Below are 15,807 nucleotides of genomic sequence, written 5' to 3' on the forward strand. Positions count from 1 at the left end.
TCATTAAAGGTCGGGCCATTATGCCCGAATCGCTCCCATACCGATAATAGACCGATGACGACGAAACTCGACTATTACGACGTGCTGGGCGTTCCCCGCAACGCGACGCCTGAAGAGATAAAGAAGGCGTTCCGGCGGCTGGCGATGCGGCATCATCCTGACCGCAGCAAGGAGCCGGACGCGGAGCAGCGGTTCAAGGAGATCAATGAGGCCTACGAGGTCCTCTCCGACCCCCAGAAGCGCTCCGCCTACGACCGCTTTGGGCACGCGGGCATCGATGGGCCGTACGTGCGCGGCTTCGACGGCTTTGATTTCGGAGGCTTCGGCGATATCTTCGATGCCTTCTTCGGCGGCACCGCATCGCGCCGCCGCCAGCCGCAGCGCGGCCCCGATCTGCGCGTGAATCTAACGCTCTCGTTCGAGGAGGCTGTCTTCGGCTGCGATAAGCAGATCGAGGTGGTACGGCACGAGGCGTGCTCCGCCTGCAAGGGGCTGCGGGCCGAGCCGGGCACTGACCCGCGCAAGTGCCCCAACTGCGGCGGCAGCGGCGAAGTGCGGCGCTACCAGCGGAGCATCTTCGGACAGTTCGTCAACATCGCCACCTGCGAGCGCTGCGGCGGCGAGGGCCGCGTCGTCGATACACCCTGTCACAAGTGCAGGGGTAGCGGCCGCGAGCGCATGAAGCGGCGGTTGGAGGTCAAGGTGCCGGCGGGTGTCAACACCGGCTGGCAAATGCGCCTAACCGGCGAAGGCGAGATGGGTAGCCACGGCGGCGGCAGGGGTAACCTGTACGTCCTGTTCGAGGTCGAGGACCATCCGCTCTTCAAGCGCGAGGACGACGACCTGGTGTACGAGCTCAAGCTGAACTTCGCGCAGGCAGCCCTCGGCGACGAGGTGCCGGTGCCGACGCTCAACGGCGAGCGCCGGCTGAAGATACCGGCGGGCATCCAGAACGACCACGTCTTCGTGCTGAAGAAGGAAGGCGTGCCCCACCTGCGAGGCGGCGGCCGCGGCGACATGTTCGTGCGGGTGCGGATCGAGACGCCGACGCGGCTGAGCGACGAGCAGAAGCGGCTGCTCGAGCAGTTGAAGGCGTCGCTTGCTGAGGAGCACGGCAAGGACGGCAAGGGCTTCATTGGCAGAATAAAGGACTCGCTGGGCGGGTAAAGATCTTGCCCGCCTGGATGCGCCACCGGGGGCTCGAGGAAGGACAGGCAGTGCGAGCCCAGGCATCCGGCGACAAACACGTAGCCGAGCCTTTTCAGGCTCGGGGGTCAATTGGCGGCCAGGCTGGAAGCCTGGCCTACACTTTCGTGTTTTCGATGCGCGCCGTGGATAGCATGTCGCGCCAACTGGAGCCGCCATTGGCTGAATGGGTTGAGATAGCGGTGCCCGTCGCGCCCGGCGACGTGGAAGCCGTCGCCGAGGTCATGCGGCGCTACTCTTCCGGCGGCGTAGCCATCGAAGAGCCGCTGCTCTCGCGCGACGAGCCGCCCGTCATCGATCCCGACAGGCCGCGCTTCGTCAAAGCATACCTGCGCCGGGACCATCATCTGCCCTCTCTTCGTCGCGCCCTGCGCCGCGACCTCGCGCGTCTCGACCTATCCGGCCCTCTGCCCCGCCTCCGCGGCCGCGTCGTCCGCGAGGAGCACTGGGCGGAGGCCTGGCGCCGCTACTTCGATATCGAGCGCGTGGGCGAGCGTGTCGTCGTGTGTCCCGCATGGCGGCGCTACCGCGCGCGGTCGGGAGAGGTCGTTATCCGGCTCGATCCCGGCATGGCGTTTGGGACAGGGCAGCACCCCACGACCCGCATGTGCCTGGTCGCGCTCGAGAGACGCGTGCGCGCGGGCTGCCGCCTGCTCGATCTGGGCGCCGGCTCCGGCATCCTCGCCATCGCCGCCGCGAAGCTGAGCGCCCGCGAAGTCGTCGCGCTCGACACCGACCCCTTGGCAATCGCTGTCGCCGAGAAGAACGTCGCCCTGAACGGAGTGGGCGGGCAGGTGACGGTGCGGCCGGGCAGCGTGGGCGAGAAGTGGCCCGCCTCGCCGCCCTTTCGCCCCTTCGATTGTCTCGTCGCCAACATCAACGCCGATACCATCGTCCGTCTCGCGCCCGCCCTTGTTGCCGCGCTTCGGGAGGGCGGCGTCGGCATCGTCAGCGGTATAATCGACGAGAAAGAGGAGGGGTGCCGCCGCGCGCTTGAGAGCGCCGGCGCGCGCATCGTCGAGGTGATGGCGGACGGCGATTGGCGGACGCTCGTCTTCGAAAGTTGAGATGCGCAGGTTCTTCGTCCCGCTGGAGCTGAGCGCCGGACAGACGGTCGATCTGGAGAGCGATCTGACGCATCGCCTGCGTCGCGTGCTCCGTCTGGGCGCGGGGGACGGCGTCATCCTCGTCGACGCCGCCGGGCGCGAGTGTGAGGCCGTGCTGGAGAGCGTCGACGGCTCGCGGGCGACGGCGCGGGTCGTTGGGGAGCGTCGCGGCCTTCCGGAGCCGGCGGTGGAGATCGTCCTCTACCAGTCGCTCATCAAGGGCGACCGCTTTGAGTGGGTGCTGGAGAAGGGCACGGAGCTGGGCGTGGCGAAGTTCGTGCCGCTGCTGGTGGAACGAGGAGTCGTGCGGCCGCGGACGGAGCGGCTCGGGCGGCGGGAGCGCTGGCAGCGCATCGTGAGGGAGGCGGCGGAGCAGTGCGGACGGAGCGCGCTGCCGCCGGTCGAGCCGCCGGTAGGGCTTTCGGAGGCGCTGGCGTCGCCCGGAGGGCTGCGGCTGCTGCCGTGGGAAGAGGAGCGGACGCTTGGGCTGCGTGCCGTCCTGCGAGAGGGGCTGGCGCAGCGGGAAGGCGGGAAGCGGCCGCTGGTCGGCGTCTTCATCGGGCCGGAGGGTGGGTTCACGCGTGCGGAAGTGGAGGAAGCGCTCGCGCTGGGCGTCCGCGCCGTCTCGCTGGGGCCGCGCATTTTGCGCTCGGAGACGGCGGGCATCGCGACGGTTGCCGCCGTGCTCTACGAATGCGGCGAACTGGGCGTCTGACGAAAAGTGTAGCGGAGGGCTTTCGCCCTCCACGTCCTGTCTCAGCCAATCGAGACGACTAACGACAACGTAGCGGAGGGCTTTAGCCCTCCACGTCCTGTCCCTGTGAATCGAGGCGACGTGGAAGGCTGAAGCCTTCCTCTACATTCCCCATCCCGTTGTCTCTACGGGCCGATGGTCTGTAGCGTCCACGGGATGGGGTCCATCTCCACGCCGCGCACCACGATCTCCCAGTGCAGGTGCGGCCCCGTCACCATCCCCGTCGACCCGACGGCGCCGATGAGGTCGCCCTTGTTCACCATCTGCCCCGCCTGCACGTTCATCGCCGAGAGGTGGGAGTAGCAACTGAAGACGCCGACGCCGTGGTCGATGATGACGGTGTCACCCCGTATAGGCGACGGCCCCGCGTACGCCACACGGCCGCTGTTCGACGCCGCTACCCAGTCACCCTCGTTGCCTGCCAGGTCGACGCCGTGGTGATAGCCGGTCACCGGCCCGCCGTTATAGCTGCGCCCGATGCCGTAGGGGCTGACGATCACGGCCTGGACGGGATAGATGAAGGGCCCCGACCACAGCTTCTGCGGGGTGAACAGGGCGAAGACGTTCGCCCGTATTGCTTCCTCCTGCTGCGCCAGCTCCGGCGTGAGCAGCGACGAGCTTTCCGGCGGCAGGTCGATGTTCTCCACCGCGTACTGGATATCGACGACGTTTATCTGCGTTTCCAGCGTCTCGAAGAGGCCGCCGCTGGCGTGGAAGAGTTGCACCGTTACCGGGTAGACGCCCGGCTCCTGGAAGGCGCCCGTCGCCAGCACGCCCCAGAAGTACCCGCCGTCGGCGACCAGCGGGTAGAGGCGCCCGGCGAACGTCGCCGAAGCGCTCGCGGCGCCGCGGCCCCACAGTCTTATCGTCGCGCACTCCCCCTGTCCGATGTCCGGCGGCAGCAGCTCGATGACCGGCACGCCGGCGGGATCCAGGGCGGGCGTAGGCTGGGTGGCGGGTGTGTCGACAGGGGGGACAGGCGATGGCTCAGGGCTGGGGATCGGTGTCGCTTCCGGCGTGGGCTCGAGGGTGGCGGTCGCCAGGGGCGCGGGCGTACGCGACGGCGCCTTCGTGGCGGTGGCGGCCCGCAGCGCTTCCTCGCCCTCCGACGCGCCGGAGCAAGCGAGAAAGAAAAGCGCCGCTCCGACCGCCGCCGCGCAGACCGCTCCTCGCGCCGAGATCCTCATGCCGCCTCTTCCCCGCCTAACATCCGCAAGCTTTCCCAATTCTAGCCGTTCCCTCGAAGACGCGCAAAACCCGGCCCTTCTTACTCCCGGTCGGGGCGTGGAAGCCGCTGCTCGACGGGCAGCATCGGTGGGAAGGGGGCGTGCGGCTCCGTCTGGTACCAGTAGGCGGTGCTCGAGTAGTCGTTGCTCAGGTTGTTGGCGTGCCCGTGCTCGATGCTGACCCGGATCTCCCGCTCGAACATGATCGGGTCTTCGATGTGGAAGCGGTACATCGAGTTCTTCCCTTTCCACGGCCACTCCGGCGTGCCGCTGTAGACGGTGACGCCGTAGTAAGGGGTGCAGTACTCCTGCCGGGGCGAGAAGGCGGTGTTGAAGTAGTCCTCGGTGCCCGTGCCGTGCAGGGTCGGCGGCCAGACGTCGCCGTCGATGAAGACCATGTCGTCGCCCTCGCCGAACCAGTCGTTCTTCTCCCGCTGGAAGCAGTCGACGTTCAGGTTGCAGCCGACGTAGTGTCCTCTGCCCTTCGCTTCGAGAATGACGTAGTTCGCCTTTCCGTCGAGGTTGGGCGTCGACCACACCGTCCGTCGCAGCTCGCTGACGACGCCCGCTTCCAGGTCGTCATCGAAGCGGCCTTCGCCCCAGCCCTTAGTCGGGTTCTCGCGCCGCCACTGGGCGTGGAAGCGCCCCAGGCCGTTGTCCGGCGTGTCGTGCTCCTCGTAGTCCACGTAGTAGTAGAAGATCATCCCTGCCTCCGCTTCGTTCACCACCTCAATCCTGGCGGCGCGGGCGTAAGGCATGGGGAAGAAACAGTTAAAGCCGCGGCCGTCCTGCGGCCCCATCGACAGCGGGAGCGACCACAAGTTCTTGACGATGCCGTGGCCGATGCCGAAGAAATCGCCGATGGGAGCTTCGACGCAGGGCGACGCCGAGCCGTCCCAGTACATGCGGAGGAGCGTCGTGCGCGGGTAGAAGGGGTTGTTGCGTGTCGCCATCGTGCACCAGATGTGGCGGATTATCCCCGCGCCCTCGATGTCGCACAGCGTCGCCGTCTCGCCGCCGCGAATGATCACGAAATCGGCGTTACCGCCGCTCCTGTCCCAGCTCGACGCCCGCCGTCGCCTTCCCGGCCGCAGGCGCGCGATATCCGCCAGAGATGACCCGATCATCGTTCGCACTCCTTGAACGTGGAAGTCTCGACGGGAGTCTAGCAGATAGCGATCAGTGGGGCGAAGGGACAGACGGTCAGGCGGCAGCCTTCTCGGCCAGGCGCGCTTCCATGAGGTTGACGAAGGTGTCGACAAGCGCCGGATCAAACTGGGTGCCGGCGTTGGCGCGCAGCTCGGCGACGGCGTGCGCATGGCTCTGCGCTTTGCGGAAGGGGCGGTCGGACGTCATCGCGGAATAGGCGTCGACGACCGCCATTATGCGGCCCAGCAAGGGGATCTCTTCGCCCTTGAGGCCGCGCGGGTAGCCCGTGCCGTCCCAGCGTTCGTGGTGGTTGATGACGGCGTCCGACACGTCGCCGGCATGCGGCACCCCTTTGATGATGAGGTCGCTCAGTACCACGTGGCGGCGCACGATCTCCCGTTCGTCCGGCGTGAGAGGCCCGGGCTTCTTGAGGATGTGGTCGGGGATGCCTATCTTGCCGATGTCGTGGAGAAGGCCGGCGATGCGCAGAGCGCTTTGCGTGTCCTCTGACAGTCCCAGCGCCTTGCCGAGCATCATCGCGTACTCCGCGTTCTCCTCGCTGTGCGACTTCGTGTAGCGGTCCTTCTTATCGACCGCCTGCACGAGGCCGTCGAGCACGCCGAGGGTCGTGTTCTGGTAGGCGTAGAGCTCGCCGGGGTTGCGGTTGGCGAGAGTTATGGCGTCGCCGCCCGCGCGCTTGGACTCGAACAGGGAAGCGTCGACGTAGGCGAGAAGCTCCTCTTTGTTCGCGCTGTCCTGGGGGAAGACGGCTATTCCCATGCTGACGCGGAGGGGGAGGCGCTGGCCGCCGTCGAAATAAATGCCCTGGTCTATCAACCGCCGGCGTATGCGCTTCGCCACCAGCATCGCTTTTCGCCGGTTGCTGCCGGGGGCGATGATCATGAACTTGTCGCCGCCGTGCCTTCCGACGATCATCTCGCCTCTCACCAGCGAGATGAGGATGTCCGCTACCAGCTTCAGCACTTTATCGCCGGCCGCATGCCCATAAGTGGAGTTGAACAGCTTGAAGTCATCGATGTCTATGAGAATGACCGCGAGCGGCTCGTTGCGCTTCCTGGCCCGCTCCATCTCCCTGGACAGCCTCTCCTGAAGATAGCGATGGTTGCAGAGGCCGGTCGGGGCATCGGTATTCGCCAGATTGGAGAGTTCCTGATAGCTCTGGTAGAGGGCGAGGCTCATCTGGTTGAAGCTTCGCTTCAGCGCCCGGATCTCCTCGACCCCCTTCACCGGGATGGTCTGTCCGTACGCTCCCTTGCTTATTCTCTGCGCATGCAGGACGAGTCCGTGTATGGGCCTGGTGACGCTCCTGGCCGCGAAAATGACAACCAACGAGAACAGGAAACCTCCCAGCCACACGAGCCCGATGACCGTCATCGCCGTAGTGCGGATGCGGGTCGTGATGTCGTCGGTAGGTATGGAAACGGTAAGGGAAGCTGCGCCGGGCGGGCCGATAGGCAGATCGGTGGTCAGAATGCCGTAAGAGCCGTTTATGACGGCTTCCCCGGCGGGCGGGGGAGCCCCGGCGTCCGGCGCCGTCGCAGCCGTCGAGCCGACGGAAACTTCGCCTGCCGTCAGCGTCAATTCGGCGCCCAGGACGCCGGCGATGGTGTCGAGCATGTCCCGGTCGAGTTGCTTGCCTGCCAGCACGAGGGAGGTTGGGGGAGAGTTTTCCCGTTCGACAGGCGCGAGGCCGATAAGCCAGAGTGAGCCGTCGAACGCCGTGATAGTGGAGAAGACCGGGGTTCTCTGCGCCCTCTTAAGTTCGGCCGCCGTTACGAGCGGGAGAGGCCCCACCCCCGCGACCGACATCCCGTCGCGCGTAATCAGTTGAAGGGCGTCGACGTTGCCGACGGTCATGGCGGGAATGAAGTAGCCGTCGACGGGGGAGGTATCGCCGCCGGCGCCCGCCGCCTGGACCTCCGACGTGTTCGCGAGCGAGCTCGCGAGGCCCATTAGATCGCGCTGTTGCTGCGTCAGCAGCAGCTCAATGGCCGCGCTCCTTCTCTTGAGCTGATCGCGGACCATCTCATGCGCGTTGTGACTCGATAGTCGCAACCCGACGAACGTGCTGGCGATGGTCAGCAGCACGAAGACGGCGGCCAGCGGCAACAGGAGCTGCTTATCCAGTGTCCATTTCATTTGTAAAGCTCAAGTGGTCACCTGAGCATAATCGGATACAGATTGCGTCTTCTGCACACGGCGCTTACCGTAATCGCTTCAGGCCGTGGCGTTTTCGGCGCTCTTTGTCCTTTCGTCGCTATCTGCTATCGTAGAGCCGCCTCGTGGCAACGGGGCCGAAAGAGGGGAAATGAGCGCTCTGACTGTTATCGATGCTCACGTCCATACTTATCCGTCGCCGCAAATAGGGCTGCAGGCCACGGGCGGGATGAATTTCAGCGGCTGCGCAGGCACGGTGCAGGAACTCCTGGCCCTTATGGCGGTGGGCGGCATCGATAAGGCGGTGATGGTCAACATGACGCCTGTGGCGGACATGAGAGAGGCCGCCCTCGCCTCCGGGAAGGGACCGTACGAGGAGGTGGCGCGCCAGATGGTCGAGAGGATGAAGCGGCGCAACGCCTGGACGTGTCAGGTGGGCCGCGATCATCCCAGCCTCGTGCCGTTTATCAGCCTCGACCCATCGATGGGGCCGGACGAGGCCGCTGCGGAAGTGCGCACGCGGGCGAGCGAAGGGGCGCGGGGTATCAAACTTCATCCCTCTGCGCAGCGCTTCAATCCCGACGACCGCAACCTGTGGCCTGCCTACGAGGAGGCGCAGTCGCTGGGGCTGCCGGTGATCTCGCACGGCGGCCTGTTCCTCGGCGACCCCGAGACGTCGGACCACTCGCGGCCGCGGGCGTTCGAGCGGGTGCTGGCGGCGTTTCCGCGCCTCACGCTCGTCGTCGCCCACCTCGGCCAGGGCTACGTCGAAGAGTCGATCGCGATGGCGGAAAAGCACGCGAACCTCTTTTTCGACTGCTCCGCAGCCGTCAACGGCACGGTGGAGCCGCAATCGATGTCGGACGAGGAGGCGGCGGACGTAATCAGGCGGATCGGTGTTGACCGTGTGCTCTTTGGCTCGGACTGGCCGTGGTTCCACCCGCTTCGGGATGCGGAGCGCATCGAGTCGCTGCCGCTTTCCGATGCGGAAAAGAGCCTGGTCCTGGGAGGGAACGCCCGCCGCGTTCTCGGCCTGTAGCTGGAACGGCAAGGCATGGTCGATAGCTTCAAGTGGCTGCCGCCGTCGATGGCCGCGTACTACCGGGCGCGGCCGATCGAGAAGCAAGAGGTGCCCTGGGCCCCTCTGAAGAAGCCCTTGAATCAGTGCCGCTTCTCAGTCGTCACTACTGGAGGCGTGTACGTGAAGGGAAAGCAACCGCCGTTCGATGTCGAAAGGGAGCGGCGGGAGCCCTTCTGGGGGGACCCGACGTATCGGGTCATCCCCAGGGACGTGCGGCAGGAGGAGATCGGCGTCGCGCATCTTCACATAAACACCAGCGACATCGAGGAGGACGTGAACATCGTCCTCCCCATCCACCGTTTCCTGGAGCTGGAAGAGGCGGGGGAAATCGGCTCGCTGGCGCCCAGCAGCTACTCGCTGATGGGGTTCCAGTGGAACCAGGACGAGTGGCGCGACCGCTACGGCCCCGAGATCGCGGCCCGCATGAAAGAGGAGGCGGTGGACGCGGCGCTCATCACGCCCGTCTGACCGGACTGCTGCCGGAACGCGCCCGTGCTGGCGCGCGCAATCGAGGCGGCAGGGATCAGCACGGTCCTCTTGACGATGATGCCCTTTCTCGCCGAAGCTTCCGGAACTCCGCGCATCGTCGGGATCGAGTTCCCGTTCGGACATACCGTGGGTCACGCGCATGACCGCGACGAGCAGCTTGCCGTAATTCGCGGCGCTTTGCAGGCGCTCGAGGAAGCGCAGCAACCGAACAACGTCGTTGAGCTGCCGTTCGAGTGGCCGGACTTCGAACACTGGAAGAGGGCGTGGCATCCGCCGGAGCCCGCGCCGGTGATAGCGTTCCTGCGGGAGCAGGCGAGGCGCCAGGCGGAAGCGCGGCGCGCAGGCAAAGACAACTCGAATCAATGATACCTCCGGAGCTTCCGGCCGCTGTCCGCGCTCTCTACCCGTTTAGGAGCAACTACAAACGGGTGAACGGACGCTGGATGCATTACCTCGACGAGGGCGCCGGCGAGCCGATAGTGCTGCTTCATGGCAACCCCACGTGGTCGCTCCTCTACCGTAACTTCATCCCGCCGCTGGCGGAGCGCTATCGCGTTGTCGCGCCCGACTACGTGGGCTTCGGCCTTTCTGAGAAGCCGGCCGACGAGTCGGCGTACAGCCTGCGGAACCACACGGCGATCCTAACGTCGCTTCTGGACGGACTGGGGCTGCGGAACGTGACGCTGGTGATGCAGGACTGGGGCGGCCCAATTGGGCTCGGCTATGCGCTGGCCCGACGCTCTAATGTCCGCACGCTGGTGATCATGAACACGTGGGCGTTCACCGACGCTTCCCGCTTTCACCGCTCGGTCTACCCGTGGCGGCTGCTGCACGCGCCCATCTTCGGGCAGTTGCTCTTGAAGCGTCGGAACTTGATGGTGGAGGCCAACCTGGCGATGGGCGTCTTCCACAGTGAACGCATTTCGGGAGCCGTGCTGGAAACATACCGCTTCCCGTTTCCCGATTACGACTCCCGCACGGGCATCCTCGCGTTCCCGCGCTCAATACCGCTGCAGCCCGGCGACGCTGCCTATGAGGTGATGGCCCGGATATCGCGGGGTCTCGGCGACCTGGACGTGCCGGCGAAGATCATCTGGGGAGAGCAGGACATCGTCTTCCCCGTGGAGTTAGCGTACAGGTTCCAGGCGGCGTTGCCGCAGGCGGACGAGCCCTACGTTATCCACGAGGCGCGGCATTTTCTTCAGGAGGACGCGCCGGAGGAGATAACGGAGCAGATAATGGCGTTCCCGGCATCGATTTCGTAGGAGCAGACGATGGAGTTTCTAGACGCGCCGGATGTGGCGCTGGAGCAGTACCGCAGGGAGCTGGTGCTGCGGGAGCCGAGTTTGCGCCACTACGAGGAGTTCGGCGAGTTCATGCGCCGTCATTTCCGGCTCACGCCGGCGGATGTCGCTGCCAGACGCAGGGTCTATTTCCGATCAGACGGGGGGCGTCTGTACGAGATCGCGTTTCTCGGCGGCACGGGGGGCGCTTTTCCGAGCGGCCTCGAGATCTTCCTCCTGATGCCAGAACTGGAAGCGACGCCGGAGCAGGACGACATCGACGCCGATATCTGGTTTTTCCTCCGGCGCGTCGTCGAGGGGGTAGGCGGCGAGTGGACGCTGGAGCGGTTCAACCGGATGGTGGGACTGTACGGGCTGCCGTTCACGCCACCCTGAGCTGGGCTTGGCGGCCGCGGATGAGGAGGAGCGAGCATGGAATTCGCAAAGCTGATCGATGAGAGACGCTCGGTGCGCGCCTATCAGCAGAGGGAGGTGGAAGACGACAAGCTGCGGCTGGTGCTCCACGCCGCGAACCGCGCGCCCTCCGCCGGAGACCTGCAAGCGTACGGCATAGTCGTTGTGCGGGACGGGCAGGCGAAGCGCGCGCTCGCCGGCGCCGCCTACGACCAGCTTTTCGTGAGCGAGGCGCCGATCGTGCTCGTGTTCCTCGCCCGGCCGTCGCTTTCGGCGGTGAAGTACGGCTCGCGGGGGAGGGCGCTGTACTGCGTTCAGGACGCGACGATCGCCTGCGCCTACGCGCAGCTCGCAGCGCACGATCTGGGACTGGGCGCGTGCTGGGTGGGCGCCTTCCGCGACGAGGCCGTTTGCGAGATTGTGGGGTGCTCCTCGGACGAGCTGCCGGTGGCGCTGCTTCCGCTCGGCTATCCGGCGGAGAGGCCGGAACCGACGCCTAGGCGGCGGCTGGAGGAGCTGGCGCGAAGCATGTGAAGAAAGACAGCGAGGCGCTCGGGGTGCCGCTGATGTGGGGCCGCCGCCGGGTGCCTGCGGCCCCCTGAGCCTGCTGCGCAGGCTCCGCCCGCTGCGCGGGCGCGGCGGCCCCACACCCACGTTACCCGCGTCGCGTGCGTTCCACACCCCGGAATCGCCACGCCGCCCGCATCAGAAACCGGGCCATTCGCCTCGGGGAGGCGCGAATCGATGCTCTCCCTGCCTTGCTTGCGATGCCCTGTACTTGACGCGCCTTTCTCTTCCTGATACAGATATCTCTGTAAACTGGTGGCGTGGGCGGAGGCATGCAGCAACCGGAATTACACGACCTCGAACCGAATCGGCGTTGGCGCGTTTTGGTGTTCCTTCTTGCCCTTGTCGCGGCGGCTGTTTGCGCCTTCCTCGTGCAGCGCTTCTTCTTCGCCGAAGGCGGCACGAAAGAACAGCCCTTCGAGCCCTACACCGTCGGCACCATGACCCTTCGCGCCCAGATGATCACCTCCGGCATCGCCGTCGCCGAAAACGAGGCCGCCCTCACCTTTCCCGTGCCCGGCCGGGTGAAGGAGATCCACGTCAAGCTCGGCGACGAGGTCAAGGCGGGGCAAACCCTGATCTCCATCGAGGCCGATGAGCTGGAAAATGCAGTGAAAACCGCCCAATCGGGCCTCGAGGCGGCGCGCCTCCGTCTCCGAAAACTGAAAGAGGGCGCTACCACCGCCGAACTCAGCGCCGCCGAGGACGCCGTCACAAGCGCGCGCAGCGCTCTCACCAAGGCCGAGAACGACCTCTCCGATGCGCTCGACCCCCCGGACGAACCGGAGCTGACCGCAGCCGAAGAGGCCGTCGCCCGCGCCAAGGCAGCGCTCTCGTCCGCTGAAAGCCAGCTCAACACCCTCCTGAACGGCGCCTCCGACGCCGACCTCGCCGCCGCCGAAGCAAGAGTCGTCGAAGCGGAGACCGCGCTGTCGCGGGCGATCAGGACGCGCGACAACGCCGAAGAAGACCAGGAGAACTCCCAGAGCGCCTTCGAGTACGCCGCCGAACGCTACTGCGAGGTCGAAGGGTCCCTTCAAGACGTCTGCATCGATATGGAAAGCAATGACTACCAGGAGCCGCTCACCAGCGACCAGATAGACGACCTCCTCGAACACATCCAGCCGGAGCCGACCCCCACCAAAACGCCGGGACCCACACCCACCCACACCCCCACCGCTACCCCCGTACCCACCGGCGAACCGACTCCTACCCGCACGCCCCGGCCCACCGCCGAGCCCCTCACCGATCTTGAAGAAGTCACGCGCGACCTCGTCTACGCCAGCACCAACTACCGCAACTCCATCACGTCGCTCGAGACGGCTGAGGAATCGGTGCTGACGGCGGAAGCGGCGCTCTACGCCGCCGAGCTCGCGCTGGACGAGCTGAGGGAGGGCGCCTCGGCCGAAGACATCGCCGCTGCCGAGGACGCCGTGGCGTCCGCGCGCGCCGCTCTCGCCGCCAGCCAGGCCGCCCTCGACGAACTTGTCTTCGGCCCCACCGAACGCACAATCGCCAATCTGCGCGCGGCCGTAAACTCCGCGCGCGCCGGCCTCGAAGCCGCCATCGACGCCCGCTCGGAACTGCTCGACGGCGCGACCGCTACCGAGATGGCGCTCCAGGAGGAAGAGGTGCGCCAGGCGGAACTCGCGCTTGAAAAGGCGCAGAAGGCGCTCGACGACACACGCCTCGTCTCGCCCTTCGACGGCGTCGTCGCCGCTCTGTCAGTCAAGGTGGGCGAATTCGTTTCCACCGCTTCCGCCACCCCCGCCGTCACCATCCTGACCCCCGGCCTGCTTGCCTTCGAGCTCAACGTCGGCGAAACAGAGCTGCCAAGCATCAAGGTTGGTCAGGTGGGAGGCGTCATCTTCGATGCCATACCCGGCAAGGTCTATCCCGTGCGCGTGTACGCGGTCGGCCTCGCGCCCGAAACGCAACAAGGAGTCATCATCTACAAGGTCAAGTGTCAGATACTCGGCGACATCAATCAGGGCGAGGGCCCCAGGCCGGCGCCAGGAATGAACGGTTCCGCGTCGATCATTACCGAGCAACGGGCCGACGTTGTCGCTGTGCCCAGCGCGGTCATTCGGAGCCGGGGAGGAGAAAAGGTGGTCGAGGTCGTGGTCGATGGAAAGGTTGAGATGAGGCCTGTCCAGACCGGACTGAGCGACGGCGACAACACCGAGATAACCAGCGGCCTCAGTGTAGGTGACGTGGTGGCTCTGCGCGGGGCGGCGGCGGCGAAAAACGCAGGCAATGAGAACAAGGAGGAGCTGCCCGAAGGGATCCGATAAGGAGTGGTTGAGAAGGCAGCATGATCAGGCTTACCGATATCAGCAAGGTCTACCGGACAGGCGACGTTCCGATCTACGCCCTCCGCTCCATCAGCCTGGAGATACAGGACGGCGAGTTCGTGGCCATAATCGGGCCCTCCGGTTCGGGCAAGTCGACGGTCATGAACATCATCGGATGTCTCGATGTCCCTTCGGCGGGGAAGTATTATCTGGACGGGTACGAGGTCAGCACCCTTGGCGACAACGCCCTCGCCACCATCCGCAACCGGAAGATCGGCTTTGTCTTCCAGAGCTTCAACCTCCTGCCGCGCCTCACCGCCGTCGAGCAGGTCGAAGTGCCCCTCACGTACCGCGGGACCCGAAACCGGCGCCGGATAGCGAAGCAGGCTCTCGCCGACGTCGGCCTCGCGAACCGGATCCATCACAGGCCCACGCAACTCTCCGGCGGCGAGCAACAGCGCGTCGCCATCGCCCGCGCCATTGTCGGACGGCCCTCCATTTTGCTTGCTGACGAGCCGACCGGCGCGCTGGACACGGCTACCAGCGTCGAAATAATGCGCATCTTCGAGAGCCTCAACCGTGAGCTGGGCATGACCGTCGTCTTCGTCACCCACGACATGGAAGTGGCCGACCACACCCGCAGGATCGTTAGATTGCGTGACGGACAGATTGTCGGAGACGAGGCGAACTTTCCCAGGCCCATCCCCGCCCCCGAGCCCGTCGGGCAGGCGGTCGGTGGTATGGAACCCTTCTGATTTCCGCCGGTGAACGTTCTCGATACGATCCCCATCGCGATTCGCGCCCTGGCCGCCAACAAGCTGCGGTCGTCGCTCACCATGTTGGGCATCATCATCGGCGTGGGCGCCGTCATCGCTTTGATGGCCGCCGGTCAGGGCGCCCAAAAGGGCATCACCGACCGCATCAGAGGCCTGGGCAGCAACCTTCTCTTCATCCGCCCCGGCCAAGCCCAGGATGCTAGCGGAAATCCCACCGGGGGAAGCGTCTATACCCTGGTGAGCGCCGACGGCGACGCGATCAACGATCCGGAGCGGTTCCCCTATGTGGAGAGCGTCACGTCTCAGGTGTTCTTTGAGGCCCCCGTCAGCAGCGGCGGGAACAGCATGACCGTCAACTGCACGGGCGTCACCCCTGACTACCAGTTCACGCGCGACCACTACGTCGCCAGGGGGCAGTTCATCAGTGACGAAGACGTAACCCGAAAGGGTCTTGTGGCGGTCCTGGGAGCCAACGTGGCCGAGGAGTTGTTCGGCGATATCGACCCCATCGGCAAGCAAGTCAGGATGACGGTGGGGGCGTTCCGCATCTACTTCAGCTTCAGTTTTCGCGTCATCGGCGTGATGGAGCGCAAGGGCGCCACCGCCACCGGCGACGAAGACGACCTCATGCTCATCCCTCTGCCGACGATGCAGGCGCGCATCCCGTACATCAGACATCCCAAGGGGCTAAGCAACGTCCATCAGATCACGGTAAAGGTGACCGACTCAAGCAAATTCGAGCAGGCCAAGGAGGAGATAGCGGCGCTACTGAGAGAACGCCATAACGTCACCAAAGACGATTTCACAATCCGCTCTCAGGAAGACCTTGTGGCCACAGTCACCGAAGTCTCCCAGACCCTGACTGTCCTCCTCGGCAGCATAGCCGGCATTTCTCTCGTTGTGGGCGGCATCGGCATTATGAACATCATGCTCGTTTCCGTGACTGAGAGGACGCGCGAGATCGGCATCCGCAAGGCGCTCGGGGCCAAGAGGGCGGACATCCTCTTTCAGTTCATCGTGGAAGCGTTGACGGTCACACTGCTCGGAGGGATGACAGGCATCCTCCTCGGCGTCTTGGCGGCGCGTCTCGCCGACGGGCAGCACGTCTTTGGCCGTGACCTCCACACTGCCGTGACGCCGTTCTCTATCATCGTCGCCTTCACCGTCTCCGTCGGCATCGGGCTGTTCTTCGGGATCTATCCCGCATACAGCGCCTCGCGCCTGAACCCGATAGAGGCCCTCCGTCACGAGTAGCCCCCGGCCTGTGAACGGCGTTTTTCGTGG

General features: G+C 65.6%; 15 protein-coding genes. 12 read left to right on the forward strand and 3 right to left on the reverse strand.

Going from position 1 to position 15,807, the window contains the following annotated elements:
* The first annotated feature begins 54 nt into the window (after window positions 1–54).
* From dnaJ to QME71_03250, 3 genes are all read left to right on the forward strand, one after another.
* Window positions 55–1,167, forward strand: a complete 1,113-nt coding sequence (gene dnaJ, locus QME71_03240) for a molecular chaperone DnaJ (GenBank protein MDI6857312.1) — start codon at window positions 55–57, stop codon at window positions 1,165–1,167.
* Window positions 1,168–1,364: 197 nt separating this feature from the next.
* Window positions 1,365–2,273 (forward strand): 50S ribosomal protein L11 methyltransferase, encoded by a 909-nt coding sequence (gene prmA, locus QME71_03245; protein MDI6857313.1) that lies wholly within the window; start codon window positions 1,365–1,367, stop codon window positions 2,271–2,273.
* A 1-nt stretch (window position 2,274) separates the two neighbouring features.
* Entirely contained in the window at window positions 2,275–3,027 is a 753-nt protein-coding gene (locus tag QME71_03250; GenBank protein MDI6857314.1) for a 16S rRNA (uracil(1498)-N(3))-methyltransferase, read from the forward strand.
* A 164-nt stretch (window positions 3,028–3,191) separates the two neighbouring features.
* On the opposite strand, the gene QME71_03255 is transcribed toward QME71_03250, so the two are convergent.
* The 3 genes from QME71_03255 to QME71_03265 form a co-directional block, all read right to left on the reverse strand.
* Window positions 3,192–4,253, reverse strand: a complete 1,062-nt coding sequence (locus tag QME71_03255; protein MDI6857315.1) for a M23 family metallopeptidase — start codon at window positions 4,251–4,253, stop codon at window positions 3,192–3,194.
* A gap of 80 nt (window positions 4,254–4,333) precedes the next feature.
* Entirely contained in the window at window positions 4,334–5,419 is a 1,086-nt protein-coding gene (locus QME71_03260; GenBank protein MDI6857316.1) for a DUF2961 domain-containing protein, read from the reverse strand.
* 76 nt (window positions 5,420–5,495) lie between these two features.
* Complete coding sequence (locus QME71_03265; protein ID MDI6857317.1) at window positions 5,496–7,601, reverse strand: diguanylate cyclase; 2,106 nt, start codon at window positions 7,599–7,601, stop codon at window positions 5,496–5,498.
* Window positions 7,602–7,770: 169 nt separating this feature from the next.
* Here QME71_03265 and QME71_03270 point away from each other — a divergent pair, with 169 nt between their 5' ends.
* The 9 genes from QME71_03270 to QME71_03310 all read left to right on the forward strand — a co-directional run bounded on the left by QME71_03270 (window position 7,771) and on the right by QME71_03310 (window position 15,777).
* Window positions 7,771–8,658 carry an amidohydrolase family protein gene (locus tag QME71_03270; protein ID MDI6857318.1) on the forward strand — a complete coding sequence of 296 codons (888 nt, stop codon included), beginning with the start codon at window positions 7,771–7,773 and terminating at the stop codon, window positions 8,656–8,658.
* A 15-nt stretch (window positions 8,659–8,673) separates the two neighbouring features.
* Complete coding sequence (locus QME71_03275; GenBank protein ID MDI6857319.1) at window positions 8,674–9,168, forward strand: glycine/sarcosine/betaine reductase selenoprotein B family protein; 495 nt, start codon at window positions 8,674–8,676, stop codon at window positions 9,166–9,168.
* Between the two features lie 24 nt (window positions 9,169–9,192).
* The gene (locus QME71_03280; GenBank protein MDI6857320.1) at window positions 9,193–9,555 is read left to right on the forward strand and encodes a hypothetical protein; all 363 of its coding nucleotides are present in this window, start codon (window positions 9,193–9,195) and stop codon (window positions 9,553–9,555) included.
* Window positions 9,552–10,454 carry an alpha/beta fold hydrolase gene (locus QME71_03285; protein ID MDI6857321.1) on the forward strand — a complete coding sequence of 301 codons (903 nt, stop codon included), beginning with the start codon at window positions 9,552–9,554 and terminating at the stop codon, window positions 10,452–10,454. The genes QME71_03280 and QME71_03285 overlap by 4 nt, the downstream gene beginning before the upstream one ends.
* Before the next feature lie 9 nt (window positions 10,455–10,463).
* Entirely contained in the window at window positions 10,464–10,868 is a 405-nt protein-coding gene (locus QME71_03290; GenBank protein MDI6857322.1) for a hypothetical protein, read from the forward strand.
* Between the two features lie 36 nt (window positions 10,869–10,904).
* A complete protein-coding gene (locus QME71_03295; GenBank protein ID MDI6857323.1) occupies window positions 10,905–11,420 on the forward strand; it encodes a nitroreductase family protein in 516 nt (171 codons plus the stop codon).
* 359 nt (window positions 11,421–11,779) lie between these two features.
* A complete protein-coding gene (locus tag QME71_03300) occupies window positions 11,780–13,747 on the forward strand; it encodes an efflux RND transporter periplasmic adaptor subunit (protein MDI6857324.1) in 1,968 nt (655 codons plus the stop codon).
* Window positions 13,748–13,767: 20 nt separating this feature from the next.
* Complete coding sequence (locus tag QME71_03305) at window positions 13,768–14,502, forward strand: ABC transporter ATP-binding protein (GenBank protein ID MDI6857325.1); 735 nt, start codon at window positions 13,768–13,770, stop codon at window positions 14,500–14,502.
* Window positions 14,503–14,511: 9 nt separating this feature from the next.
* A complete protein-coding gene (locus tag QME71_03310) occupies window positions 14,512–15,777 on the forward strand; it encodes an ABC transporter permease (protein MDI6857326.1) in 1,266 nt (421 codons plus the stop codon).
* Window positions 15,778–15,807: the final 30 nt, after the last annotated feature.

This window comes from Dehalococcoidia bacterium (assembly GCA_030018455.1).
In the GTDB taxonomy this organism is placed as follows: domain Bacteria; phylum Chloroflexota; class Dehalococcoidia; order DSTF01; family JALHUB01; genus JASEFU01.